Origin of the sequence: Brevibacillus sp. FSL L8-0520, assembly GCF_037963895.1 — a bacterium.
Classification (GTDB): domain Bacteria; phylum Bacillota; class Bacilli; order Brevibacillales; family Brevibacillaceae; genus Brevibacillus; species Brevibacillus borstelensis.
Window position 1 is genome coordinate 2,092,501 of the sequence record NZ_CP150171.1, and the last position, 25,772, is coordinate 2,118,272.

Genomic DNA, 25,772 nt, shown 5'->3' on the forward strand with positions numbered 1-25,772 from the left:
ACACAAATCCTTGCAGCATGCATATCCGGTTTTGAAGGTACATACCATACGGAGAGTTACCCAAGAGGCCGAAGGGGACGGTTTGCTAAACCGTTAGTACGCGTAAGCGTAGCGAGGGTTCGAATCCCTCACTCTCCGCCATATCCGCATGGCGGTGTAGCTCAGCTGGCTAGAGCGTTCGGTTCATACCCGAAAGGTCGGGGGTTCGAGCCCCTCCGCCGCTACCATAGGGGTATAGTTTAAAGGTAGAACGAAGGTCTCCAAAACCTTTGGTGTGGGTTCAATTCCTACTGCCCCTGCCAAATGGATTTGGTTTTGTACATGGCGGTCGTGGCGAAGTGGTTAACGCACCGGATTGTGGCTCCGGCACTCGTGGGTTCAAGTCCCATCGATCGCCCCAATATGGGAGTATAGCCAAGTGGTAAGGCACGGGTCTGCAAAACCTTCACCCCCGGTTCAAATCCGGGTACTCCCTCCATATCACGTCCCAGTAGCTCAGCAGGATAGAGCAACGGCCTTCTAAGCCGTCGGTCGGGAGTTCGAATCTCTCCTGGGACGCCATCTCTTAAAAGAAAACCTCCCGTAGACTTTTTTAAGTCCATGGGAGGTTTTTTGACGTCAACTTCCGCTATGGGTCTCGCAAAGATGAGTGTTCTACGGATGCCGTTTCTGTCGGATGATGAAACACCCAGACATCCGGGCGAAACGAGGAAGAAGAAAACGAACGAAGAAACGAACAAACGATGCGTGCCTTCCGAAAGAGGGGACAGTTGGTGGGTATTCAATCGACAAAAGGATTGTAATTGTATAGTCCGCCAAAATACCGCTTATCTGCGATCTGAGTGGCCTCGGATTTCTCTTTCTCAAGAGATGCTCTGATTTCATCCCAATATTCAGGTGTTGCATCGGACAAGTCTACATTCATTTTCTCCCCGATCAGGTTACGGATTAGCTGCCAATCGTCGGGGTGCTCGTATTTCTTGACCCCGCCTCCAATTAACCTGATGTCATGCAAGGTACGTTTGATGTCATCCGGAATCATGGATTACCTCCATAAAGAACAAATGTACACTCAGTTTGACCTGAAAGGGTCATTTATATCCAAAAGAGTAGGTCTTTTTCCATCGACGGAAGCTGGAGCAGACGGCAGCTAGATCAGAGAGCAGCTGGATCAGCCAAAGATACTGGCCGTTACAAAAGCCACTGACGACATGCCAGTGGCTTGAAAAGGTCATTCATTCATTATTTGACAGAGTAGGAGTAGATGCTAACGCCGCCGTCATCCCATACTTTGAGCGTTACATATCCAGGCTTCTGGAACTGAAACGTAAGCTTTCTGCCATCGAATACTACGTTTCCGACCAGGTTGGCTCCTTCTGTGAACTCATAGTCATTGCCGTATTTTGTATCCCAGTTGCCAACATACACGACTCTACGAGAAGCTTCAGTCACTGCTTGATTAGTTGAATCTACGGATACTTTTGCAAATGTCGGAGTGATGCTGCTGCCAAGAACAAAAACAAAAGCGAAAGCCCCAGCACTCAATTTTTTCCACATAAGCGATTCCTCCCAGAAAATTGTATTTTTCTTACATTTTTATAATATAACTGTTATCTAATAATTGTATATATTAGGAAATTACTATTTTTGTTTTTCCAATTGTTATAAAGAGTCTCAGATTTTGAAAAAGTTAGAATCGCTCCTGCTACTTCATTACTTTTACGGTCAGGAAGATTATTCAGTGAATGAGTCGAATACATGTCGAAATTTCGACATTCCTGTCGGTTCCAGTTGTTTTATTGGTAGGGCTGTCGTTTTGTAAGAGCAAGCAGAAGTAGTACGAAGAATTAGGATTCGTGTCGAAAACACATTAGTATAAAGAGAAACGAGGAGTACCAAAATTCCTATTGACTCGAAAACTACAACCGTGTATACTTCGTAATTGTGAGTGAATCTGCAGGAATCATTCGGGACCATAAGTCACCTTCAAGTATGATGAAAAGGCTTATATGAGGTATTCGGAGATCAGCAAAGCGCTCTTGCTTTTAAAGCCAGTAGGTCGGGAATGCGCATCTTCCTAGGGCTTTCTATTATCAACCTGCGGTCGTGGTGGAATTGGCAGACACACCATCTTGAGGGGGTGGCGGGGCGACCCGTGCGAGTTCGAGTCTCGCCGACCGCATTATGTTCTGAAGCGGGAGAAATCCTGCAATCTGGCCCGTTGGTGAAGCGGTTTAACACAGCAGCCTTTCACGCTGTCATTCAGGGGTTCGAATCCCCTACGGGTCACCACTTTTTTGGCATACGGGTTTTAGACTAAGCCTTTTCCGAAGGCTTTTTTTTCTGCTTACTGGCATGGATTCGAATAGAACCGAATAAAGGTGGGAATGGTGATAGAAGTGCCTCTTTTTTTTCCCACTTTTGGGTCATTGCGATATACTGAATTTTGAGGTACACTCCCAATTGAGAGAGAGAGAAGAGTAAAAATTTGGAAAAACACTGCCTGAATCAAGAAAAAAATAAGATTTAGGTCGAGGAGAAGAATCCATGAGTGAATTGAAAGAGATCATTGAGGGACTGTTCATCGGATTTACTAGTACGGTAGGTGTAGTAAGTACGTACCAGACACTTGTTTCATGTGCGGGCTTGTTCCGTAAAAAGGAGCAGGTTACACATGAGCCACAAAAGACATTTGCCGTCCTGGTTGCAGCACACAATGAGAGCGCCGTAATTGCGCCGCTTATCGAGAATTTGAAGAAGCTGGATTATCCGCGCGAGATGTACGATATTTTTGTTATCTGTGACAACTGTACGGATAATACAGCCGAGATCGCACGTCAGCATGGAGCCTATGCTTGTGAGCGTTTTGACACGTCGAAGCGAGGCAAAGGATTCGGGATTGAATGGATGCTGGAAAACCTGTGGGCAAGGCCTAAGCAATATGATGCCGTCGTGATGTTTGACGCTGACAACCTGGTAGAAAAGAACTTTTTACGTGTCATGAATGACCGCTTGTGTAAAGGAGCACGGGTCATCCAAGGATACCTTGACTCCAAAAATCCATTTGATTCGTGGATTACGCTTTCATACGCTGTGACTTACTGGTTCACAAACCGCATGTGGCAATTGGCACGTCACAATCTGGGACTTCCAAACACTTTGGGAGGAACAGGGCTTTGCATTGAAAGCAACTTGTTAAAAGAGATGGGCTGGGGAGCTACCAGCTTGACGGAAGACCTGGAGTTTGCCACCCGCTGTATTGAGCGGGGGATCTACCCGACATGGGCCCATGATACAAAGGTGTGGGATGAGAAGCCGATCGACCTGAAAGCTTCTATGCGCCAGCGCTTGCGCTGGATGCAGGGTCATTACGATGTGGCCGGCCGCTATATCGGTTCGGTGCTGAAGAATGGCCTGCTCAAACGTAAACTAGGCATGCTTGATGCGGCATTTTACCTGTTTCAGCCGATGTATGTGCTGATGGTAACGATGATGTCGATCCTGTTCCTGGGCCGCTTTTTGGAGATCGAGATGCTCATGCCGGCGGCAACCATATTGCCAACCTGGCTTGTTTATGGCTCGACAGCAGTCTTCTACATGCTGCCGCTTCTTGCGCTCTATCTTGATAAAGTGCCGTGGAAAGGGTACTTTGGGCTATTGCTGCTGCCTTTCTTCTTCCTGACATGGCTGCCGATCATGTTTTATGCATTTTTTACAAAGAAGAACCAAGTGTGGAGCCACACATCGCATACTCGTGCGATACGCATCGAAGAGATTCAACAATAGCACAGCGTAAATGTAAAACCACAGGGAAAACGTGCCCTGTGGTTTCCTGTATTGCGCTTCCCCTCTCGACCTATCTGTCTGGTATAATGGAGAAGTCGCATCTGAAACACTTTATGCAAAAGAACCGCGGTTATGGTATCGCGAAACGTATATAATGAGTTGTTGGACAGTTTCTCAGGAGGCTACGGGCAGGATTGTGGACGAGGTTTCAACCGAGAGTGGATTCGAAGAGCATGGCCGCCAAGAAGGGAGATAAGATGATGAATATGCAAATAAAACCGTTGGACACCCCGCAACTGTGGGGCGACAAACGTTATCATACATGGAACTACCATCTCCGCCAAACATTTCAGGAGAAGGTGTTTAAAGTGCCGTTGGACGGGGGGTTCAGTTGTCCGAACCGGGATGGCAGCGTCGCAACGGGAGGCTGCACGTTTTGCAGTGCCAGGGGATCGGGAGACTTTGCCGGGGACCGACGGATGGATCTGGAAAGACAGTTCCATGACGTGAAAAACAGAATGCATCAAAAATGGCCGGAAGCGAAGTACCTTGGTTTCTTTCAGGCATATACCAATACCTATGCTCCCGTGGAAGAGCTGCGCGAGATGTATGAGGTCGTACTAAAACAGGAGGGAGTCGTCGGACTTTCAATCGCCACACGCCCTGACTGTTTGCCGGATGACGTTGTCGAATATTTGGCCGAGCTGAATGAACGAACGTATTTATGGGTAGAGCTCGGCTTGCAGACCATCCATGAACGGACCGCACAATTGATTAACCGTGCGCACGATTATCAGTGCTACCTGGACGGCGTGGAAAAGCTGCGGAAGCATAACATCCGCGTCTGCTCGCATATTATCTACGGTTTGCCGGGCGAAACGCACGAAGACATGATGGAGACGGCCAAAGCGGTGGCCAATCTGGATGTCCAGGGCATTAAAATCCACCTGCTGCATTTGCTGCGCAAGACTCCGATGGTCAAACAGTATGAGGCTGGTCTGCTGGAATTTTTGACACAGGAGGAATACACCAAGCTGGTGGCCGACACACTGGAGATTTTGCCGCCGGAGATGATCGTGCACCGTGTCACCGGAGATGGACCACCTGATCTTCTCATCGGTCCGATGTGGAGCCGTAAAAAATGGGAAGTGTTGAACGGAATTGATGCCGAGCTCGTTCGCAGAAACAGTTGGCAAGGGAAGTTTCATACACCGTGTTCTCGATAAGAAAGAGGGCGTCCTCAACCGTCTCTGACGGTTGGCGGGGCGCCCTCTTTTCGTCTCATGGTTTGTGCAGGGCTTTTCTCGCTCTGCCCGGGTAATTGGTGATGATGCCGTCAACGTTCATTTTGGCGGCATCACGTATGCCGGCAGTTGAATTAATGGTCCAGCCGACGACGCGGAATCCGTTCTCTTTTGCCTTGCTGACCAACGCGGAAGTCAATTGATCTTTGGGTACGTGCAATTCGTCGACGCGATACCGGCTCCCGACCTCCCAAGGGTTATGGAGCGGCCCGATATACAGCAAGGCGGTCGTCTGATTGGGATCAAGCTCTTTGACAGCAAGCAGACTGTCAAAATTAAAAGAGGAGATAACTGTGCGGCTCGTCAAATCGTATTGTCGGATCAGCCCGATCACGTATTCCTCCAGTTGGGGTTGGGCAAAGAAGAAGTTTTTGAGCTCGATGCAAAAACGCAGTTTCGTCGGGGCAAATGTGTGGAGCACCTCGCGCAAAGTAGGGATTCGGATGTGCTTTTGGCGTGATGGAACGGCCTTGTCAGCGCGAAATTTTTTCAGCTCTTCCCATGTATGCTGCCGCACGGTTCCACGTCCGTTGGTGGTCCTCTCGAGGTGGTGGTCATGAATCACGACCACCTTGTCATCCTTGCTCAACTGAACATCCAGCTCAATCCCGTCTGCGCGACGTCGCACAGCGGCGCGAAAAGCCTCCATCGTATTTTCCGGATAGCGGCCGGAAGCACCGCGGTGAGCGTAGATCAGTGGTGTCAAGAGAGCTTCCTCCTTCCGTTCGGTCCTGCACAAGTGGTCCTATTACATACATATGTATTGCGCCCCTCGCTACTACCAGAAGAGAGGGGCGCAATGGTATTTACGTACATGAGCAAAGCACGATAACGAGCAAAATGAACAGGACCAGTATAAGGGTACTGTTGTTGTTCCGGCTGCAGCTCATCTGATTCTCTCCTCTCGGCAGTCTAGCGTACTTTATCCTATGTCTGCCTGTCGTGATTGGCACTCGCCAAATACCTACGCAGTTTTGTACAGTCTGGAGGATGAATGATCTGAGCGACATGATACAATAGCAGCAAGAGAAACAACGGGAGGGGCGGTTAGTCATGCTTGATGTGTCTGCGATGATTTCAACAGGAGATCTGGTTATTGATCACCGGAACAAACGGGTGAAAGTACATGTTTATGACCCGGAAGCCATTACTGACTTGCACGGGAAAATGATCGAATGCGCCCAACAGTCTGAAGCGACAAAGTTGATTGTGTACGCAAAACGAAAGGATGTGCCGGCCTGGCTTTCACTCGGCTACCGCCAGGAAGGAGTGATCGACGGTTTTTTTCAGGGAGAAAACGCGTACATGCTCGCCAGCTTTTTGACAGAGGAACGGGCCACCTCCATGCACCATCTTGCGGAGGAGGAGATCCTGCAGCTCAGCTTGTCCAAGCGCCCGGAGACAAAAACGCTGCCGGTAGGGTACAGCTTGCGCGAGGCAACCGAAGAAGATGCCGAGGAGCTTGCCAGTCTGTATAAGACGGTGTTTGCTACTTATCCGACCCCCATGGATGATCCAGAATACGTTCGAAAGACGATGAGGGAATCAACCTACTATATCGTCGCTGAGCATGATGGACGGATCGCCTGTGCGGCCTCGGCGGAAGTGACAGAGCGTTTCGGTTCGGCGGAATTGACGGACTGTGCCACGCATCCGGACCACGCGGGGAAAGGGCTGCTTCAGCCGATCTTTACGGCGCTGGAAGAAAAGATGAACGGGCAGGGCATTTATTACTTGTACACCCTGACCCGCGCCCAATCGGCTGGAATGAATATTACAGCGGCAAAACACGGCTATGCTTATCGAGGCCGTTTGATAAACAACTGTACGATCTTTTCCGGCTATGAAGACATGAATATATGGGTGAAATCGCTCCGCCCGACCCGGGAGTAGCCCTTCCCGCGTTCCTTACTCCGGCGGAAAGAGCTGTTCCTGCAGCCGGCGCGCCATCAGCGCCAGTTGCAGCTGCCATCGCTGGTGGGCGTCGTCCAAATCACAGCCTGTTTTCTCTCTGATTTGAGCCAGCCGGTATGTGAGCGTGTGCCGGTGAATATATAGAGCCTGAGACGTTTGTAAACCATTTCCGTTATGCATAAGGTACATGTCCAGCGTCTCGAGGAGCTGCTGCTTATGCTTCTGATCGTAGCGCAGCAGAGGCTCCAGAAACGGCTTCCAGATCGCCTCAAGCATTTCGGCTTTGTGATGGTACGGAAAGAGAAACTGATAGCCTTGCATCTGCTGGTACGACAGCAGAGCGGGAGACCGTACCAGCAGCGGGTAGGCCTGCAGGGCAAAGAGCGCTTCTTGCACGGCTTCGTCCAGTTCGGTCAGGCGTCCGCGGGGGGAGCTCAGTCCAATTCGCAGGTCGTGCTCGCGATGAAGCCTGTCCCAACGGGCAGCGAACTGTTCCAGCAAAGCAAGACTGGTCTGGTCATGCGGCATGATGAATAACAAAGAGTGTGGTCTCTCCCGCAGCAGATAGGGGCGATTGTGCGAGTCAAACAATCGCTTCATGAGTGTTATGCAGGCCTGATGAAGCTCAAAGGAAGAGCGGTCGACAGAGGCCTCTACCTGCACGGCCGCGACAAAGTGAGCACCGGACAACGGATAGCCGAGCATGCGGCAGCGGCTCTCCAGTTCGGCAGGAGCCAGTTCTGTGCCGCTGAGCAGCTCTTCCACGAAATCTCCTTTTAGTCTCCATTCCGTCGCTGCTACCGCGTTTTCTTTGATATATTCCATCGCGCAAAGCGTAGCGGCATGCTGCAGCGCTACATCATCCAGATCTTTCCACTCTTCCCTCGGCTTGGCCAATCGCAGTGTCCCGAACTTCTCGCGATGGGCCCGAATTTCAACCGTATGGATTTGCTCTTTTTCCTGGTCTTTGCCGCTTCGATCGGCCTGCTGTCCAGCGTCCCCTTCGTGATTGCCGTAAACCTTGAATCCGAGCGCGTCTGTCAAAGAAACGCGGCCGCCTGTCAGTGACGCCAGCTTCTCCACGATTGCCCGGAGTCCGCCTTTGGAGAGGGCGGCTTCAATCATCTGACGGTGTATGGCTTGCGAATAGGCGAGCGTTTCGAATTGCCGATTGACGATAGGTTGTAGGATTGCTTTGGTAATCGTTGAAAAGTTCATTTCAACGGGAATTTCGATAAGCGGCAGGTGGTGGCGGTCGGCCATCTCGATCAAATCAACAGGGATTTCCCGCAAATAAAAGCCGGTATGAAAGGCGATGCCGCTAAGTTTTTGCTTGGCCAGCGCCGGGATGAGGGAGGCCCTGCGCTTCGCGTCTTCGGCCAGACCAAAGCCGGTCGTGATCAAAAACTCGCCTTCCTGCAGACGTCCTACGTCCTCCAATACCTCTACAATTGTCACCCAGCGGATGGGATTGTCCAAGCCCTCTGCGCCACCGACCAAACGAGTTTGAACCATGTCAGGGAGCTTCAGCGCTTCGCGTATGGTGATCGTCATTTTTTTCGAACCCCCTACGAATCTCTTATACAAAATGTATAAAACATTCCGTCTCTTTGTCACGCTTTTTCTTCCAGGCAGTCGAATGGCACCGTCATGCTCATTCGCTACGATAAGGGAAGAGAGAAGGAGAGGTGGCTAGCATGCAGAGAAGTTATGTCATAAAGCCTGAGCTTGGCAAAGAGTATCCCCGGGTTTCCCATGGCAAAGGGATTTACCTGTACGATACGTCGGGCAAACGATACATCGATGGTTGTTCCGGTGCGGTAACGGCCAGCATCGGCCACGGCGTCGAGGAAATTGCCGAAGCGATGGCGGAGCAAGCACGCAAGGTCTCTTTTGCGTACCGTTCGCACTTTAGCAGCGAGGCAGTCGAAGAGCTGGGCGCCAAGCTTGCCGAATGGGCTCCGGGCGAGCTCAATTGGAGCTTTTTCGTCAACAGCGGCTCCGAGGCGACGGAGACGGCGCAGAAGATCGCGATTCAATACTGGCAGGAGCAGGGAAGACCGTCGAAGACGAGAATGATCTCCCGCTGGATGAGCTATCACGGCATTACGATGGGGGCGCTGTCGATGTCCGGGCATGTGCTGCGCCGCAAGCGGTTCGTTCCGCTGTTGGCTGATTATCCGGCCATCTCGCCGCCGTATCCGTACCGCAGACCGGATGGCATGTCCCTGGAGCAGTACGCGAGGCTTTGTGCTGATGAGCTGGAGACGGCCATTTTGCGGGTCGGTCCGGAGCAGGTAGCGGCTTTTATCGCCGAACCGGTCATCGGCGCTTCTGGCGGCGCTGTCGTGCCTCCTGACGGCTACTTCCAGCGCATTCGGGAGATTTGCGACAAATACGACGTCCTGTTTATTGCCGACGAGGTCATGACGGGGGTGGGAAGGACGGGCGAGAAGTTCGGGATTGACCACTGGGGCGTCAAGCCTGACCTGATAACGCTCGGCAAGGGGATGAGCGCGGGCTACACGCCGATGGCAGCAGCGATGGCCACGGAAAAGATCATCGATACGATTACACGCGGCTCCGGTCTGATCATGGCCGGACACACGTACAGCGCGAACCCGCAGTCCGCAGCCGTTTCGCTCGCCGTGCTTCGCTACGTGGAAGCGCACAACCTGGTCGAGAAGGCAGCTGTACAGGGAGCCTACCTGCTCAGAAAACTGCGGGAGCTGGCGGACGAGTCTCCGCTTATCGGAGAAGCGCGCGGTCTCGGGCTGTTGTGCGGTCTGGAGTTCGTCAAAGACAAACGGACCAAGGAGCCGTTCCCGCTTTCCAGGGGAGTTGCAGCGCGGGTCATTTCCCGGGCGTTCGAAAACGGCCTGCTCGTCTATCCGGCGACAGGAGGATTGGAAGGCGTAGCGGGCGACTCGGTCATCCTTTCGCCGCCGCTGACGATTACGACAGAGGAAATTGACGAGCTTGTAGACTTGCTGAAAAAGTCCGTTCAGCGTGTACAGGAAGAAATGAGACAGGAAATGCAACTGACCTGATCCAGGGGAGGAGGACACATGGCGAACCAGTTTGACAAGGTAATCACAGTCGAAGAAGCACTCGCCCATTTTCATGACGGAATGACGCTGATAGCGGGAGGCTTTGGCGGGGTAGGCAATCCACCTACCCTGATCCAGGGCATTCTCGACAAAGGAATCAAAGACATCACGCTGATCAGCAACGATACGGCATTCCCACATATCGGCGTAGGAAAGCTGGTGACAGAGCGGCGGGTCAAGAAAGTGATCGCTTCGCATATCGGCTCCAATCCGAATGCCGGGGCGCAAATGACTGCTGGAGAGCTGGAGGTGGAATTTTGTCCGCAGGGCATCCTCGCAGAGCGTGTACGCGCTGGCGGAGTGGGTCTGGGCGGAATTTTATCCGATATCGGCATCGGCACCATTGCGGAAAAAGGCAAGGAAAAGGTGTTGGTGGGGGGCAAGGAATATTTGCTTGAAACGCCCTTGACTGCGCAGGTAGCCATCGTACATGCGAAAAAGGCGGACCGCTTCGGCAATCTCGTCTACGACACCAGTGCCCGCAATTTCAATCCATTGGTAGCAATGGCGGGCGATATCACGATCGTCGAAGCTGACGAAATCGTGGAGATCGGAGCGCTTGATCCGGAAGAGATCGTCACACCTGGCGTCTTCGTCAACTACATCGTGAAAAGCGAGGGGGTGAACTGGCAATGGGCGTGGGAGAAGTAAAAGAAACGGAAAGCTTTCGTGAGAAGATCGCGCGGAGAGCGGCGCAGGAGATCGAGGACGGCATGATCATCAATCTGGGAATCGGCATTCCCACGTTGGTTGCAGACTTCATTCCAAAGGACAAAAAGGTTCTGTTTCACGCGGAAAACGGCATCCTCGGCACGGGTCCGAGCCCCGCTCCGGGAGAAGAAAATCCGATGCTGTGCAATGCCGGCGGCTTTCCCGTCACACTGGCGACCGGCGCTTCCTTTTTTGACAGCGCCACCGCTTTTGCCATCATTCGCAGGGGTCTGCTGGACATGACCATTCTCGGCGTTCTGGAGGTCAGCGAGCGCGGAGACATCGCCAACTGGATCGTGCCCGGGAAGCGCGTGCCCGGCATGGGCGGCGCGATGGAGCTGGCGCAGAAGGCAAAGAAGGTCATGGTGTTGACGACGCATCTGGACAAAAACGGGAGGTCGAAGATTGTGCGTGAATGCTCCCTCCCTTTGACTGCCGTAGGCGCAGCCCATCTGATCATCACCGATATGGCAGTGATGGAGGTTCGGGAGGATGGCTTGTATTTGAAAGAAGTCATGCACCCCTATACGGTGGCGGACGTGATCGGAGCCACAGAAGCGGAACTGAAAATGGACGAAGAGGTCAGAGTTTTCCGATAAAGGAGGATACCGATGACAAACTGGCAAGCGCTGATACGGGAGCAGATCGAGAAGGAACGGGCTGCCGCAACGCAACTTCTGCAGGAGTGGGTTCGCGAGCCGAGTGTTCAGGGAGAAGAGCGTTCCATCCAGGAAAAAATCGCGCAAAGACTGCACGCCATGGGAATGGAAGTGGATCTTTGGGTGATGGGAGGAGAGGAGCTGCTGAAGCATCCCTATTTTGTATCGCCGAGAAGCGAATTTTCAGGCAGTCCGAATGTCGTCGGCGTCTGGAAGGGAACCGGCGGCGGCCGCTCGATCATCTTGAACGGACACGTGGACGTGGTGCCTGCCGGAGACCCTGCGCAATGGTCACACGATCCGTTTAGCGGCGAGATCGAGGAGGGGAAACTGTACGGGCGCGGCTCCACCGACATGAAGGGCGGCAACCTCTCCTCGCTGCTGGCGATTCAGGTCCTGCAAGCGCTAGGCATCCGGCTGAAGGGAGACGTCATCTTTCAAAGCGTCGTGGAGGAGGAGAGCGGCGGAGCGGGGACACTCGCTGCAATCCTACGCGGATACAAAGCGGATGCGGCATTGATTCCGGAGCCGACCAACATGAAGATCTTCCCCAAGCAGCAAGGCTCGATGTGGTTCAGATTGACGGTGAAAGGCCGCTCTGCACACGGAGGCACACGCTACGAAGGAGTCAGCGCCATCGAGAAAAGCATGCAGGTCGTCACCGCGATCAGCAAGCTGGAAAAAGAGCGCAATGATCGAATCGTCGACCCGCTTTACGCAAAGCTGCCGATCCCGATCCCGATCAACCTCGGCGTGATTGAGGGTGGAAAATGGCCGTCTTCCGTAGCCGATCTCGTCAAGCTGGAGGGACGGATGGGGGTAGCCCCGGGCGAGAAGATGGAAGCTGCGAAACGAGAAATGGAAGAAGCTCTCGCAGCGCTTGCCCATGACGACCCGTGGTTCGCGGAGCATCCGGTTGAATTGGAGTGGTTCGGGGCCCGCTGGGTGCCTGGTGACGTGGGTGAAGATCATCCACTGATGGAGATTTTGCAGGATCAATTCCTCAAGGTAACCGGTGAGCGGGCGGTCGTGGAGGCATCGCCATGGGGAACGGATGGCGGGCTGCTGACAACCTTGGCCGATACTCCTGCGATTATCGTAGGCCCGGGTACAACGGCAGTCGCCCATTATCCGAATGAATCCGTCGAGCTGGATGAAGTATTCCGCTGCGCGGAGATATTTGCCCTGACGCTTATGGAGTGGTGCGGCTACGAAACAAAATGATGTGGTCTTGATAAAGAGAAAAGGGATGAAGGGAGCAGATCAAAAATGGATTCGACGACTACAAAGTACATTCAGATCAAAACACAGATTCCGGGACCAAAGGCTCAGGAGCTTCTGGCACGAAAGGAAAGCCATGTGCCGCGCGGTCCGTTCAACACCTTGCCGACCTTTGTCCAGAAGGCGGAAGGAGCGCTTCTGACTGATGTCGACGGAAATACGTTTATCGATTTTGCCGGAGCCATCGGGACAATCAATGCCGGCCACTGCCCGCCTGCGGTGGTGGAAGCCCTGAAGGAACAGCTTGATCAGTATATCCATACCTGCTTTCACGTCATGATGTACGAGCCGTACGTCAAACTGGCCGAGACTTTGAACAGAATCACGCCAGGGACGCATGCAAAGAAAACATTCTTCCTTAACAGCGGTGCGGAAGCTGTGGAAAATGCGGTCAAAATCGCCAGAAAGTACACGGGGCGAAAAGCGATTATTTCGTTTGAACGCGGCTTCCATGGCCGTACCTTGCTGGCGATGTCACTTACGAGCAAAGTGCGTCCGTACAAATACCAGTTCGGCCCGTTTGCTCCCGATGTGTATAAGATGAGCTATCCGTACTACTACCGTGCAACGCCGGGAACGACTCCGGAAGAATGCGACGAACAAGTGCTGAGACGCTTCGAAGACTTCTTCCTGGGTGAAGTGCCTGCGGATGAAGTCGCGGCCGTCATTATGGAGCCAGTTCAGGGCGAGGGCGGATTCGTGGTACCGTCCAAGCGTTTTGTCCAAGGGGTAAAAGCAATCTGCGAGAAGCACGGCATCCTGTTCATCGCCGATGAAGTCCAGACGGGTTTTGGCCGCACAGGCAAAATGTTTGCGATGGAGCATTTCGGCGTAGAGCCTGATTTGATTGTCATGTCCAAATCGCTTGGGGCCGGGCTGCCGATCAGTGCAGTTACTGGCCGGGCCGAGATCATGGATGCTCCCAATCCAGGGGAGATCGGCGGAACATATGGAGGCAGTCCGCTCGGGTGTATCGCCGCTCTGAAGGTGATCGAAATGATGGAGCAGGAAGGCTTCATGGACAGAGCCAACCAGATCGGAACCAGGATTTTGCAGTGCTTCGAAGGCTTCAAGCAACGCTTTGAACAGGTAGGAGATGCGCGTGGCATTGGAGCGATGTGTGCTATCGAAATCGTCAAAGACAAATCAGGCAAAGAGCCAGACAAGGAATTGACGGCAAAAATTGCGCAAGCCTGCTGCCAGCGCGGGTTGGTCGTACTCACGGCCGGTCTTTACAGCAATGTCATCCGGATTCTCTCTCCGCTCGTGATTGACGACGAACAATTGGAGGAAGGTTTGGGTGTGATGGAGAAAGTGTTAGAGGAACTGTGTACGCCTTCACAAGCATAAAGGAATGGCTAGAATAGCGCGGACTGAAAGACGTATATCGGGAAAACTCATAGGAGAGTCGATGAGAGGGAGGCTGGATGGATGAAAAAAGCGTGCTACATTGGCGGGCAGTGGGTGGAGGCCAAAAACTACGCGCCGCTCTACGCTCCCTACAGCGGGGAACAGATAGCGGAAATCGCGCAGGCGGACGCCGAACTGGTAGAAAAGGCGATTTCCGCAGCTCAGGAGGCTTCGGTGGTAATGCGGCGCATGCCTGCTTATCAGCGTGCGGCTATTCTGGAGAAAATTTCATTCATCATGGACGAACGGCTGGAGGAGGCTGCCAAAATCATTGCGCTGGAGGCAGGCAAGCCGATCAAAACCGCTCGCGGCGAAGTGATCCGTACAATACAGACTTACAAATTCGCTGCGGAGGAAGCAAAAAGGATTCACGGCGAAACACTGCCGCTGGATGCCGCCATCGGAGGAGAAGGGCGCCTTGCATACACCGTGCGTGAGCCTTTGGGCGTGATTGGCGCGATCACTCCTTTCAATTTCCCGATGAATCTGGTCGCCCATAAAGTTGGTCCGGCATTGGCTGCAGGGAACACCGTCGTGCTCAAGCCGGCATCCCAGACGCCTCTCTCCGCATATTTTCTGGCGGAGGTTGCCGAGCAGGCCGGAGTGCCAGCGGGAGCACTAAATGTTGTGACCGGCAGCGGAGCAACAGTAGGCGATCTCCTCGTGACAGACCCGAGGGTGAAAGCACTGACCTTTACCGGCAGCCCGGCTGTCGGCATCGACATCCGCAATCGGGCCGGACTCAAGCGGGTTACGTTGGAGCTGGGCTCCAATTCTGCCGTCATCATCGATAAAGGGGTAAATCTCGACGAGGTCATCCCGCGCTGTATTTTTGGCGCATTTGCGTACTCCGGACAGGTATGCATCTCCGTACAGCGGATTTATGTGGTCAGGGATGAATACGAGACATTCGTGGAGCGCTTTGTGGCGGAGACCAAAAAGCTGGTCGGCGGCGACTCTCTGTCCGAGGAAGCAGACTACTCCGCGATGATTTCTCCGAAGGAAACGGATCGGGCCTTGGCCTGGATCGAGGAAGCCAGGGAGAGAGGCGCCAGGGTAGAATGCGGAGGAAAAGCAGATGGACGGGTGCTGCAGCCTACCGTATTGACAGGAGTTCCGGCAGACGCCAAACTGTCTTGCCAGGAGGTATTCGGACCGGTCGTCCTGATCAATCCGGTGGACTCTGTAGAGGAGGCGATTGAGTTCGTAAACGATTCTCGTTTCGGCCTTCAAGCCGGACTCTACACGCAAAACCTGTCACTCGCATTGAAAGCGGCAGATGAGCTGCATGTTGGCGGCGTCATGATTAACGATATCCCGACCTTCCGCGTCGACCATATGCCTTACGGCGGTGTCAAGGAAAGCGGCATGGGCCGGGAAGGAATCAAATACGCGATCGAAGAGCTAACGGAGTTAAAGCTGGTTGTCGTGAAGCGATAGGTTTCAGGAAGAGAAAGCTGCTGTCAAAGGCAATTGACAGCTGTTTTGAGGCCGGTACAGGAAACGAGCTTCCCCGTTTGGAGGAAGCTCGTTTTTGTAAAAAACGGTTGCTTTCAGTGGAATGAGTATGTTATAGTATAACTTGTTCAACCATGCGGAGGGATACCGAAGTGGTCATAACGGGGCGGTCTTGAAAACCGTTAGGCGGCAACGTCACGGGGGTTCGAATCCCTCTCCCTCCGCCATAAGAAAGCACTGCGAACAGGTCTTGCACCTGTTTTTTCTTTTTTTCAGATACCCCATCTATTCAAAAACGCTTGACGGGAGAAGGTCGTCAAGCGTTTCCTTTATGATCGCTTCATGGAAGCTTCTTCTTTTTTCAATTGTGCATCGAGAACAAAATTTCCAAACGGGATCAAAGACGCGACAAACGCGCCGAGCGCCCGCAGGATCGACCACCGGTTTGCGAAAAAGACATGGGCGAGTGCCAGCATGAACAATACGAAAAACACGCCATGCAAGGAACCGGCAATCGTCACAGCTTTTGGCATCTCCAGAAAATATTTCAGTGGCATGGCAATTCCAAGCAGGACGAGGTACGAAATTCCTTCGATGAGGCCGATAAAACGAAGACGGCCAAGGGGCGTTTTTAGCAAGGGGAACACCTCCAGTGAGTAAAGAACCAGTCTCCACTTATTCTATCGAGTTAAAGGGCATGTATCAATGGAACATAGGCAATTTTGAAATTTTTGCGATACATTTATGGCAAAAACCAAAACTTTCTTCCGTAGCCATCGACTTCATATCGCATGGTATGTACCCTTTGATATATTCTGTAGGTAAGCACTCAGACTAAACTTCTTGGGGGCTGCGGCGACTTACTAATGCAGATCGGGTCGCCGCATTTTTTTTGATTGGAGTAGGCAGGTTAACGGACCGGATTGAAACCATGCAAATATGGAAAGCGGGAGTTGTCGCGCTCGGGCAAAAAGAATTTGTCCAAGGTGCGGCTTGTTTCCGTTTACTAATATATCCCGGTTGAGTATATACTCGAATATATACTATACTATAGATACAACCTCATAACCTTGAGTTCTTCTCCCTGACTGATTTCGAGTCAGGGGTTTTTTACATTGCATGGATATATCGGGAAAGAATAATGATTCTATTTTTCTGAATATTCGTTGTATAATAGAGGCAGGAAAAATGACGGAGGGATGTCCATGAAAGAAATTAAGCGGGCGAGAAGGAATACGCTGGGAGATATTTTGCGCAGAAGCCGAGGCAGATTTCCGCAGAAGATTGCATTGCGCTTTGGGAACGAGGCGCTTACATACGAACAACTGGACATCCTGGCCAATCAGGCAGCGCATATGATTTTGGCGTCTGGACTGCAAAAGGGAGACAGGGCAGCTGTGCTCTCCCGCAATTCAATGGATTTTGTCATTCTCAACTTTGCCCTCGCCAGGGCGGGAGTGATTATGGTCCCGATCAATTACATGCTGAACGCTGACGACGTGGCCTTTATTCTGGGACATGCCGATGTGAAAGCGATCTTTGCCTCCCAGGAATTCCATCCAGTCGCCGACGAGGCGATTCGCCGATCAGGCTGTTCTCCGGTCCTGAGATGCTCGATCTCCGAAAAAACAGAGCAGGCAAATGACTGGGGCCATTTCCGTACGCAGCTCGCCCAATCGAGTACAGAGGAGCCGGAGCTGGAACTGGAGGATGACGATGTTGTGCATATTCTCTACACCAGCGGGACGGAATCCAGGCCAAAAGGAGTCATGCTGACGCATAAGAGTGTGCTGACAGAATACGTCAGTACGATTATCGACGGTGGAATGACCGAAGACGATGTCGCTATCCACGCTCTCCCGCTTTTCCATAGCGCCCAGCTGCATTGCTTCCTGGGGCCGTACGTCTACCTCGGTGCGAGCGGAATTATTTTGGAGCAGGCACAGCCTGCGCTCCTGCTGAAAACTGTCGAGGAGTACAAGGCGACACAGCTCTTTTGCCCCCCGACCGTCTGGATCGCCCTGCTCCGTTCTCCTGAATTTGCGGAGCGGGACTTGTCTTCATTAAAAAAATGCTACTACGGAGCAGCAATCATGCCTGTCGAAATCTTGAAAGAGCTGGGGCGGAGGCTCCCGAACGCGCAGTTCTGGAATTTTTACGGCCAAACAGAGGTAGCCCCGCTCGCTACTGTCCTAAAGCCCGCGGATCAAATCCGCAAAGCTGGCTCCGCCGGCAGACCGTCTCTGAATGTGGAAACGAGGATTGTCGACGATTCCGGCCAGGATGTGCCCCGCGGTACGGTGGGGGAGATCGTACACCGAACCAGCCATGCTATGCTGGGGTACTTCCGCGATGAAGAAAAAACGTCCGCAGCCTTTCAGGGAGGCTGGTTCCACAGCGGTGACCTCGGCGTCATGGACGAGGAAGGATATATTACTGTCGTTGACCGAAAAAAGGATATGATCAAATCGGGTGGAGAAAACGTCGCAAGCAGGGAGGTAGAAGAGGTGATCTACCAGCACCCGCTTGTTTCTGAAGTAGCCGTGATCGGAATCCCTGATCCATACTGGATCGAGGCGGTCGCCGCAGTCGTCGTTCCCAAAGCGGGAGAAGCCTTGACTGCCAAAGAGCTGCTTGACTTTTGCAAAGCCAGACTGTCTGCGTTTAAAGCTCCGAAGCATATCGTCCTGGCAGAAAACCTCCCGCGCAATCCAAGCGGAAAAATACTAAAACGGGAACTGCGGGCAAAGTACGAGAGTCTGGCCTCGCAGCAGAGCTAAAAAAGGCAGCCTTGTCAAAACGGATAAAGAATGCGAAAAAACCGCTTGATCGATCAGGCGGTTTTTCCCATGATTTTACGGTTCTACTTTCAGGCCTTCGAGCCAATCAGCGTAGCAGGAACTGCAAAGCAGCTCGTTCTTTTCCTCTGTCCCTTGAAAGAACGTGATGAGATGTGCCGTTTCGGATTCGTGCTCACAATAGTAGCAGGTGTAGCTCACCAGATGTTCCTCCCCATGTAGATGATCGTCAATGATATTGTTGCCGGAATAAAAACAACCAACTCACGAATGAGTTGGTTGTCGAGTCGCCATTATTTCACAGTGGCTACTGTGGATTTCTCTGCATGGATTGTTTCAAAGCGGTAACCATGTTCTTTGAGGAACTGGATTACGGCTGGAAGGGACTTGGCCGTTGCGCTCTTGGTCGCGGCGTCGTGCATCAGTACGACAATTTCTTTCTGATTTCTTACCTGCGCCTTTATATTTGCCAAGGCCGTTTCTGGCGTATACTTGCTGCTGCGGGCATCCCCGTTTGTGATATTCCAGTCAATAAACGTATAGCCGCGTTTGGCAGCCTCCGTTTTGATGGCACTCATCACCGTATGCTGGTTATTGTAGAGCGCTGCGTTCTGGTAGGTCTTGCTGACGGTATTGGTGCTGCCGCCTGGGTACCGAAAGACAGTCGGCTTGATTCCTGTTGCCTTTTCGATCAGTTGATTGCCTTTTTCCAGATCGGCGAAAAAGGAGGAGAGATCTTTATAAATCGTGCGATAGTTGTGGGAGTATGTGTGTCCTCCTACGACATGCCCTTCGGCAATCGCCCGTTTCAAGATCGCTTCGTGTCCCGGCACGCTTTTCCCTACGACGAAAAAGGTCGCCTTGACGTCATGGGCCTTGAGGATGTCCAGCACCTCAGTTGTAATTGGAGAAGGACCGTCATCAAATGTCAGATACGCCACTTTTTCCTGCGTCTGACTGCCGCCCGGCTTAGCTGGCGTCTGGTCGGCTGACGGAACTGAAGGTACGGCGGGTTTTGCCACCGGCTTCGGTTGTCCCGCCACAGACGGTTGTTTAGACTCGGGCAGTCCTGCCGATCCGCCAGACCCTGGAGTTGGCGTTGCTGTCGCAGTGCTGTTGTTTGATTGGTTCGGCAAAGGCGTTTGCGCGGCTGGCTTCGTCTGGGCTGTCGGCTTCGTCTGCGATTGTGAGCTGGCTGGACCTGGCTTGCCGGGAGCAGCAGGTTTTGCCTGTGAAATGCCCTTCTTTGATTGAATGGGCTGAACAGGAACGTAAGGCTGGTCATTGTAGATCAAATAGTTGCTGCGAAGCTTGCGAAATGCTTCCAGATCTTTTGCATACTTCTCCTCAATCTGTTTGGGGGACAGCCCCTGCTCCAGGTACTGGCCGATTTTGTTTGTTCCCATCACCAGATCAAACATCACTTTTGTCTTTCCGCTCTTCGGAACCTTGAAATGATTCAATTGATGAGCGTAGGTCAAAGCGTAAATCCCCGTTTTGGCCGGATTGAACAGATGAGGATTGGTGATCTGGAGCCGGACGCCGCCTTTTGAATCTTTCTTCTCGGGGAGAAAAACGACACCAGGCAGCAGCGCTCCGTTTAACAGATCAGCGTATTTGCCCGAATCGATCCCTTCGCCGCCGATCCAGCGGAAATTGTCAGCCTGGACGATTCCGGTTCCTTCTCCCAGGCCGGTTGCCATATAACCGAATACAGCAGCCAGATCCGGTATTCGCGGAGAGCTCGGAATCCAGTGAAGTCCGGTATCCTGGAACAGCATTTGACGCGTATAACCTTTCATGGGGATAACGGTCAGGTTTGCGTCGATGTTGCGGTTGAAAAATTGCGCCAGCTCGCCGATTGTCATCCCGTGTGCCATCGGGAGGGTGTCCACACCGACAAATGAGCGGTAGGCAGATTCCAGAACGGGCCCTTCGACAATGGTTCCGCCAACAGGATTGGGCCGGTCCAGTACGATGATCGGTTTGCCCTGCTCTTTTGCCGCCGTCATGCAGTATTGGAGAGTGGATATGTACGTATAGGTACGGGCTCCAATATCCTGCAAGTCGACCAGCAAAAGATCAATGCCAGCGAGCATTTGCTTTGTGGGCTTTCTTGTCGAACCATAGAGGCTGTAGACAGGAATGCCGTAGACGGGATGCTGGTAGGAGGCAACGTATTTGCCGGCCGGTGTTTTCCCGTCCAGACCGTGCTCCGGTGTGTACAAAGCCGCCAGTGTCACCGATTTGTCCCGGCGAAGCAGGTCGATCGTGCTGATCCCTTGACTGCTTACACCTGTTTGATTTGTGACAAGGCCGACTTTTTTTCCTTTGATGACATGGTGAAATTGGTCAAATAGCACGTCGCTTCCGAGCAGAACCGCAGAAGTGTTCGCAAAGCTTCCACCAGGAGGAATGAGGGTTAAAATCAGGACAAGAATGAGGAAGGGGATAAATCGTTTCATAGCTTCGGCCTCTTTCGGGAAAAATGTCGTCGATGTATGTTCATTGTAGCGTGTTTTTGTAGCAAATTGGTTTCATTTTTGTAACAATTTGAAAATAGGAAAGAAGTCGGGGGTGAGAAGTCACCTATCACGTGTGGGAAGCATCTCCATGTGGCCCGAATACCGCCATGGAGCTTAGAATATAATCACAAGCCGATCGCGTTCCCCGATCAAAAACCGCTGATCAAAGACAGCCGGGCACTGGTACCGCTTCGTCCGATCGCGGAAGGCTTAGGCTTTGACGTAGACTGGAACAGTCAGACAAGAACGGGTTTGATTCAAAAGGGTGACGCCCAAATTAAACTGATTGTTTCCCGGAAGATTGCAAAGCGTAACGGCGAGATCATCAGCTTGGATGTGCCCGCCCAAATCGTCAACCAGCGGACGATGGTTCCGGTTCGCTTCATTGCCGAAGCTCTATCCTACGACGTGAATTGGGATGGAAGTAACCAGACCGTTCTGATCAAAGACAAAGCAGAAGAGGGTAAAGCGCCAGCCAGCCTGGTCACATCGCCGGAAAGGAAGCAGGAGCAAAAACCGGTTTTACAAAAGCCTGCTGGCAGCAAAGAAGGAAAGCTGATTGATGCGAGCTACGAAGTCCAGATCCAATCAGACGGGACATTTTTGTTTGAATGGACGGAGAAGATAACGGCTGAAGAATATACGCTACTAGCTGAAAAAGGCGATGAAAAGCAGACCGTGGAAGGAACATTCGTCATCCTGAATTAGAAAAAAGAAGCAGTTTTCTCATCGAGTAAGAATACCTCCGGCTCCTCACACTAGGGAGTGAGGAGGTGTTTTTCTTTGAAACGATGGGGTTCAGCGCTTTGTGCACTGTTGCTTGCCGGAGTCGTCGGGTCAGGCTGTACACCGAATAAGGAACAAGGCGGAGAAGACTATCACGGAGAGCCTGCCAAGTATGATGCTTACGGGATCAATATAAAAAATGACAACGTCGGTACAGACAAGGGACCGGCTGCGATGCTTGTCCAAAAGAACAGGCATAACCGCGAGCCGGATCTCGTCCGGACTCTGGAGGCACAAGCGGAAAGAATTCCGGGTGTCGTCGACATCAAGGTACTTGCGTATAAGGATAATTTGTTGATCGGGGTGCTTCCTGATGGTGCAACGAAACCCGACAGTATTGATCCTACGCCATCGGTGCTCTATACGCCGGGCAAGCCTGCACGTATCGATAACGGGCATACGGACCGCCTCCAGCAGCGTGTAGCGGGAGTGATGCGCAGCAGACTCCAGGCGCAGACACGCTACAACATCATGTACGTTTCAACCAATCCGGCTGTTTATCAGCGCATTGCTGACATCCACCAGCGCGTCGTACGGGGAGAACGTGTTCCAGAAGACGAATTCCAAACGCTGTTAAACGACATCGGCTATACGACAAAAGGGTTCAATCTGGTTGATTGACACACGATGAATGATTTGGACGTAAAAGACCACCTGACCGCCGGGTGGCTTTTGTCATGGACGGGAGGGAGGATTTTGGCCAGGCTCATGGAACTATATCTTGGATGATGTGATCGGTGAGGAGTGTACGAACGATGAATGCATCCAGGGTGAGCCTGACCAGGATAACCCCTCCGAGACTGGGGCCTTACGTGTTTCACAGATTGTCATTGGCGAGGAAGCTCAGGCTGATGAAGCACAAAGCTCTGTCTGTGATCCATGGAGGTGCGGGGTACGGAAAAACGACAGCAGTGGCTGCATTTTTTGATCATGGCAACAAAGAGGCGTGCTGGTATCGGATTGGCGAGAAGGATGGCGAGCTGCCCGTTTTTCTGTTACATCTGGTGGAGAGCATACGAATGGTTCATCCGGCTTTCGGCGATTCTTTTTTGCAGGCAATGAGGGCTTCGGGCACACAGCCCGGAGACGATTCAACGGAATCGATTGCTGACCTGTTTATTCGCGCATGCATGGAAGTCAAGGGCGAGCTCCTATTGATTCTGGATGATTTTCACAATGTTCACTCCAAAGTGACAGTGGACAACTGGATGCAATATTTTTTGCAGAACATGCCGCAGAACGTTCGGGTAGTCATACTGACCAGAACCCGGCCGGACTGGCCATTTTTGAATGTCATGTCCGCACGCGGCGATGGGATGGAGCTGACGGTATCCGACCTCGCTTTTTCCCGTGAAGAGATGGAGACATTTTTTCTGGACGAATACGACATCGCCTTGTCAAAGGACGATAGCGAGCGGATTGCAAACATAACCAAAGGGTGGGCGGCTGCTGTCCGAACGATTGGAGAAACATTGGCAATGGGCGTCCACACAGTGGGCAGCGCTTCCGAATCCTCGCGATTTCTGCCATTCTTGGAAACAGAGGTATGGGACAAGCAGGAGCAGGAGCTTCAGACGTTTTTAATGAGGTCCTCCGTTTTTGAGAGCTTTGAGGCGGAAGACATCCGCCAGGTATTCGGTGAACAGGCTGCTCATCTGCTTGCAGAAACACTTCGGCGCAACCTTTTTTTGCTGAGGGAAGACAATGTCTATGCGTATCATCCGCTGCTGCGGCGTCTACTGATCAGCAAATTGGCGGGACATCCGGAGGAATACATACACATGCACAGAGCTGCTGCTGCCTTGTACAAGCGAAAAGGAGACGTGCAGCAAGGCTTTGAACATTTGCGCTTGATCGAGGCGTGGGACGAGCTCGGAGAATGGCTTTGTCAAGCGGCAAACCCGCTGCTTCAGACAGGCAAGCTGGACCAACTGTCACAGTGGCTGCAGCTTCTGCCGGACGAGGTAAAAGAGCGTTATTATGTTCTCTGGCTGTATCAGGCTGAGGTCGAGCGGTACCGCTGCCTGTACCCGAAGGCCTTTCTGTCTTATCAGCGATTCCTCTCGCTGTGCGAGGAAAAGGGGGATATTATCGGCCAGTGCCGAGGGCTGGAAGGACTCGCCCGGGTCCATCTGGACAGTGTCCAAAGCGTGAAGGCAGAGGAACTGCTGAAGATTGCGATTCGTCTGCTCGAGCCTGCAGACCATGAGCTGGCTCCACGGCTTTATCGCTTGCTCGCGGAGATATACACCAACAGGGGAGACTCGCAGCAGGCTGCCGATTGGTACCGGCGGAGCCAGGAATGGGAGCAGCGGACGGAGGTCGAGCTGGAATCCCGCCTGCTGTTCCGGACGGGCAGGCTTCAGTCGGCGATCCAGCTCCTGGAGAGCGAGTGGAAGTCGGAGCAGGTAAACCAGCCTGCATTGATGAGATCCTACCGGGAAACCTCCCTGCTGCTGGCCTTTGTATACGGCTTGAACGGCGAATGGGAAAAGGGGCTCAGAGCAGCAGAGTACGCGATCCAACAAGGAAAAGAAGCGCACTCCCCGTTCGTGGAGGCAAATGGATACGTGCGCAAGGCGACGGCGGCTTTGGTCAGTCAACAAATGCCCTATGACCAAATTCGTCAGTTGTACCAACTGGGTCTGCAAATGATGGAGGACCTGCAGTCGACGCGAGGAAAATCGGAGACGCTCCTTGGGCTGACTCTTCTCTACGGGCGGGAATCGAATCTGGATATGGCGCTTTCTTACGGGCAGCGGGGACTCCAGGAAACAGAGGCGATGCGTGATGACTGGCTGAACAGCTTGGTGCGACTCGCAATCGGCATCGCGTATGCCTCCTGCGGGCAGGACAAGCAGGCGGAAGAGTGGATTCGCGATTGCGAGGAGCGCTTAAGCCGTTGTGGAGATAGCTTTGGGGTCGCGATCTGTCATTTATGGCTCAGTTTTTTTGCCTATCGCCAGAAAAATTGGCCTGCTTTTATCCCGGCCGTGACTCAGGCGCTGACCGCGATCCAGGCGGGGGAATACCATTTCCTGCTGCAGCGGCCGACGATGTTTACTCCGCATGATGTCCAGCAGCTGATGCCGGTACTGATCGAGGCTCAGAGGCGCCAGGTTTCTCCCGATTACGTCTCGCAGCTGCTGACTGACCTGGGCCTGCAGAACGTCACTTTTCATCCCGGCTATACCTTGCGAATCCAGACGCTCGGTCAGTTTCGTGTCTGGCTTGGCGAACGGGAGCTGGGGGAAAAGTCTTGGCAGCGCGGAAAGGCAAAGCAGCTATTTCAGCTTCTCCTGACGAAAAGGCAGCATCTGCTGGCCAGAGAAGAGATCGTCGCGACCCTCTGGGGGGAAAGTGACGAAGAGACCGCCGCCCGTGACTTCAAGGTTGCTTTGAACGCACTGAACAAAGCCCTCGAGCCGAATCGGGAAGCCAGAGCGAGCGCTTTTTTCATCCAGCGTCACGGCAGCTCTTACGGCTTTAACCTGGCCTCGGGCTTTCAGATCGATGCGGAGGAGTTCGACCGTTACGTAACACTCGGGCTGGAGGCGAGTGTCGCTTCGCAAGCGATTGTCTTATTGGAAAAAGGGCTGTCTTTTTACAAGGGGGAGTACATGCCGGATTGTCGGTACGATGATTGGTGTGTAGCGGAAAGAGAAAGGCTGCAGCTGCTTTTCCTGCGAGGGGCAGAGCGCCTGGCCAAACTGCTGTTGGACTCGAAGCGGATAGACGAAGCGATCCGCTGGTGCGAATCGATCCTGATGGCTGACGACTGCTGGGAGGAGGCATACCGGCTCCTCATGCTGGCCTACTATCGGCAAAACAACCGGGCACAGGCCATCCGCATCTACGACAAATGCGTGGCAAACCTGCAAAAGCAGCTCGGCGTGCAGCCGATGCCGCAGACTGTGGATACGTACCGTTTTATTATGGAAGGCTAAGACCGCAAACTGATGCGGTCTTTTTTTATGCCTGCATTTTACGAGCGCTTCGATGGAAGCTTTTTTCATCGGACCTATTGACG

At 52.7% G+C, this 25,772-nt stretch carries 20 protein-coding genes, 9 tRNA genes and 1 rRNA gene (1 of these 30 running past the window's edge); 23 read left to right on the forward strand and 7 right to left on the reverse strand.

The annotated features are described in order from the left end of the window. The 7 genes from NSQ24_RS10390 to NSQ24_RS10420 form a co-directional block, all read left to right on the forward strand. Window positions 1–2, forward strand: a 23S ribosomal RNA gene (locus NSQ24_RS10390); it begins 3,005 nt to the left of the window's first position. Window positions 3–50: 48 nt separating this feature from the next. Beyond that, window positions 51–141 (forward strand) — tRNA-Ser (locus NSQ24_RS10395). Between the two features lie 9 nt (window positions 142–150). Beyond that, window positions 151–227, forward strand: a tRNA-Met gene (locus tag NSQ24_RS10400). Between the two features lies 1 nt (window position 228). Then, window positions 229–302: transfer RNA gene (locus NSQ24_RS10405), tRNA-Trp, on the forward strand. Window positions 303–324: 22 nt separating this feature from the next. Then, window positions 325–400, forward strand: a tRNA-His gene (locus NSQ24_RS10410). 4 nt (window positions 401–404) lie between these two features. After that, window positions 405–478, forward strand: a tRNA-Cys gene (locus NSQ24_RS10415). A gap of 6 nt (window positions 479–484) precedes the next feature. Further along, window positions 485–561, forward strand: a tRNA-Arg gene (locus NSQ24_RS10420). A gap of 220 nt (window positions 562–781) precedes the next feature. On the opposite strand, the gene NSQ24_RS10425 is transcribed toward NSQ24_RS10420, so the two are convergent. Both NSQ24_RS10425 and NSQ24_RS10430 read right to left on the reverse strand, forming a co-directional pair. Further along, entirely contained in the window at window positions 782–1,042 is a 261-nt protein-coding gene (locus NSQ24_RS10425; protein ID WP_024985113.1) for a hypothetical protein, read from the reverse strand. 200 nt (window positions 1,043–1,242) lie between these two features. Next, entirely contained in the window at window positions 1,243–1,557 is a 315-nt protein-coding gene (locus NSQ24_RS10430; protein ID WP_003387497.1) for a hypothetical protein, read from the reverse strand. Window positions 1,558–2,100: 543 nt separating this feature from the next. Here NSQ24_RS10430 and NSQ24_RS10435 point away from each other — a divergent pair. From NSQ24_RS10435 to NSQ24_RS10450, 4 genes are all read left to right on the forward strand, one after another. Then, a tRNA-Leu gene (locus tag NSQ24_RS10435) sits at window positions 2,101–2,182 on the forward strand. Between the two features lie 33 nt (window positions 2,183–2,215). Further along, window positions 2,216–2,292: transfer RNA gene (locus NSQ24_RS10440), tRNA-Glu, on the forward strand. Between the two features lie 255 nt (window positions 2,293–2,547). Beyond that, on the forward strand, window positions 2,548–3,786 hold the full coding sequence (locus NSQ24_RS10445; protein ID WP_003387495.1) for a glycosyltransferase family 2 protein: 1,239 nt from the start codon (window positions 2,548–2,550) through the stop codon (window positions 3,784–3,786). Window positions 3,787–4,052: 266 nt separating this feature from the next. After that, window positions 4,053–5,012 carry a TIGR01212 family radical SAM protein gene (locus tag NSQ24_RS10450; RefSeq protein WP_024985114.1) on the forward strand — a complete coding sequence of 320 codons (960 nt, stop codon included), beginning with the start codon at window positions 4,053–4,055 and terminating at the stop codon, window positions 5,010–5,012. Between the two features lie 55 nt (window positions 5,013–5,067). On the opposite strand, the gene NSQ24_RS10455 is transcribed toward NSQ24_RS10450, so the two are convergent. After that, window positions 5,068–5,796 carry a glycerophosphodiester phosphodiesterase family protein gene (locus NSQ24_RS10455; RefSeq protein WP_024985115.1) on the reverse strand — a complete coding sequence of 243 codons (729 nt, stop codon included), beginning with the start codon at window positions 5,794–5,796 and terminating at the stop codon, window positions 5,068–5,070. Window positions 5,797–6,143: 347 nt separating this feature from the next. On the opposite strand from NSQ24_RS10455, the gene ablB reads away from it, so the two are divergent. Further along, on the forward strand, window positions 6,144–6,983 hold the full coding sequence (gene ablB, locus NSQ24_RS10460) for a putative beta-lysine N-acetyltransferase (protein ID WP_024985116.1): 840 nt from the start codon (window positions 6,144–6,146) through the stop codon (window positions 6,981–6,983). A 15-nt stretch (window positions 6,984–6,998) separates the two neighbouring features. On the opposite strand, the gene NSQ24_RS10465 is transcribed toward ablB, so the two are convergent. Continuing rightward, complete coding sequence (locus NSQ24_RS10465; protein ID WP_243015020.1) at window positions 6,999–8,558, reverse strand: PucR family transcriptional regulator; 1,560 nt, start codon at window positions 8,556–8,558, stop codon at window positions 6,999–7,001. A gap of 143 nt (window positions 8,559–8,701) precedes the next feature. Here NSQ24_RS10465 and NSQ24_RS10470 point away from each other — a divergent pair, with 143 nt between their 5' ends. The 7 genes from NSQ24_RS10470 to NSQ24_RS10500 all read left to right on the forward strand — a co-directional run bounded on the left by NSQ24_RS10470 (window position 8,702) and on the right by NSQ24_RS10500 (window position 15,860). Continuing rightward, window positions 8,702–10,054: an aspartate aminotransferase family protein gene (locus NSQ24_RS10470; RefSeq protein ID WP_003387490.1), complete on the forward strand. Its 1,353-nt coding sequence runs from the start codon at window positions 8,702–8,704 to the stop codon at window positions 10,052–10,054. Window positions 10,055–10,072: 18 nt separating this feature from the next. Next, a complete protein-coding gene (locus NSQ24_RS10475; RefSeq protein ID WP_003387489.1) occupies window positions 10,073–10,765 on the forward strand; it encodes a CoA transferase subunit A in 693 nt (230 codons plus the stop codon). Then, complete coding sequence (locus NSQ24_RS10480) at window positions 10,747–11,424, forward strand: 3-oxoacid CoA-transferase subunit B (protein ID WP_003387488.1); 678 nt, start codon at window positions 10,747–10,749, stop codon at window positions 11,422–11,424. Before NSQ24_RS10475 ends, NSQ24_RS10480 begins: the two co-directional genes overlap by 19 nt. Before the next feature lie 12 nt (window positions 11,425–11,436). Next, the gene (locus NSQ24_RS10485) at window positions 11,437–12,708 is read left to right on the forward strand and encodes a peptidase (protein ID WP_003387487.1); all 1,272 of its coding nucleotides are present in this window, start codon (window positions 11,437–11,439) and stop codon (window positions 12,706–12,708) included. Window positions 12,709–12,753: 45 nt separating this feature from the next. After that, a complete protein-coding gene (gene gabT / locus NSQ24_RS10490) occupies window positions 12,754–14,115 on the forward strand; it encodes a 4-aminobutyrate--2-oxoglutarate transaminase (protein WP_031931728.1) in 1,362 nt (453 codons plus the stop codon). An 81-nt stretch (window positions 14,116–14,196) separates the two neighbouring features. Next, a complete protein-coding gene (locus tag NSQ24_RS10495; protein WP_003387484.1) occupies window positions 14,197–15,615 on the forward strand; it encodes an aldehyde dehydrogenase family protein in 1,419 nt (472 codons plus the stop codon). A 156-nt stretch (window positions 15,616–15,771) separates the two neighbouring features. Continuing rightward, window positions 15,772–15,860 (forward strand) — tRNA-Ser (locus NSQ24_RS10500). A gap of 102 nt (window positions 15,861–15,962) precedes the next feature. Here the strand turns inward: NSQ24_RS10500 and NSQ24_RS10505 are convergent. Beyond that, window positions 15,963–16,271: a DUF3817 domain-containing protein gene (locus NSQ24_RS10505; protein WP_003387482.1), complete on the reverse strand. Its 309-nt coding sequence runs from the start codon at window positions 16,269–16,271 to the stop codon at window positions 15,963–15,965. A 567-nt stretch (window positions 16,272–16,838) separates the two neighbouring features. On the opposite strand from NSQ24_RS10505, the gene NSQ24_RS10510 reads away from it, so the two are divergent. After that, on the forward strand, window positions 16,839–18,413 hold the full coding sequence (locus NSQ24_RS10510; protein ID WP_251237706.1) for an acyl-CoA synthetase: 1,575 nt from the start codon (window positions 16,839–16,841) through the stop codon (window positions 18,411–18,413). Window positions 18,414–18,488: 75 nt separating this feature from the next. Here NSQ24_RS10510 and NSQ24_RS10515 read toward each other — a convergent pair whose 3' ends face one another. Together NSQ24_RS10515 and NSQ24_RS10520 are read right to left on the reverse strand one after the other, a co-directional pair. Continuing rightward, a complete protein-coding gene (locus NSQ24_RS10515; protein WP_003387480.1) occupies window positions 18,489–18,632 on the reverse strand; it encodes a hypothetical protein in 144 nt (47 codons plus the stop codon). Between the two features lie 92 nt (window positions 18,633–18,724). Then, on the reverse strand, window positions 18,725–20,896 hold the full coding sequence (locus tag NSQ24_RS10520; protein WP_003387479.1) for an exo-beta-N-acetylmuramidase NamZ domain-containing protein: 2,172 nt from the start codon (window positions 20,894–20,896) through the stop codon (window positions 18,725–18,727). Window positions 20,897–21,046: 150 nt separating this feature from the next. On the opposite strand from NSQ24_RS10520, the gene NSQ24_RS10525 reads away from it, so the two are divergent. From NSQ24_RS10525 to NSQ24_RS10535, 3 genes are all read left to right on the forward strand, one after another. Then, window positions 21,047–21,664, forward strand: coding sequence for a copper amine oxidase N-terminal domain-containing protein (locus NSQ24_RS10525; RefSeq protein ID WP_339167746.1), 618 nt, complete (start codon window positions 21,047–21,049; stop codon window positions 21,662–21,664). Between the two features lie 75 nt (window positions 21,665–21,739). Further along, entirely contained in the window at window positions 21,740–22,363 is a 624-nt protein-coding gene (locus tag NSQ24_RS10530) for a YhcN/YlaJ family sporulation lipoprotein (RefSeq protein WP_003387477.1), read from the forward strand. Between the two features lie 230 nt (window positions 22,364–22,593). Beyond that, window positions 22,594–25,689: a BTAD domain-containing putative transcriptional regulator gene (locus NSQ24_RS10535; RefSeq protein ID WP_339167749.1), complete on the forward strand. Its 3,096-nt coding sequence runs from the start codon at window positions 22,594–22,596 to the stop codon at window positions 25,687–25,689. Window positions 25,690–25,772 lie beyond the last annotated feature (83 nt).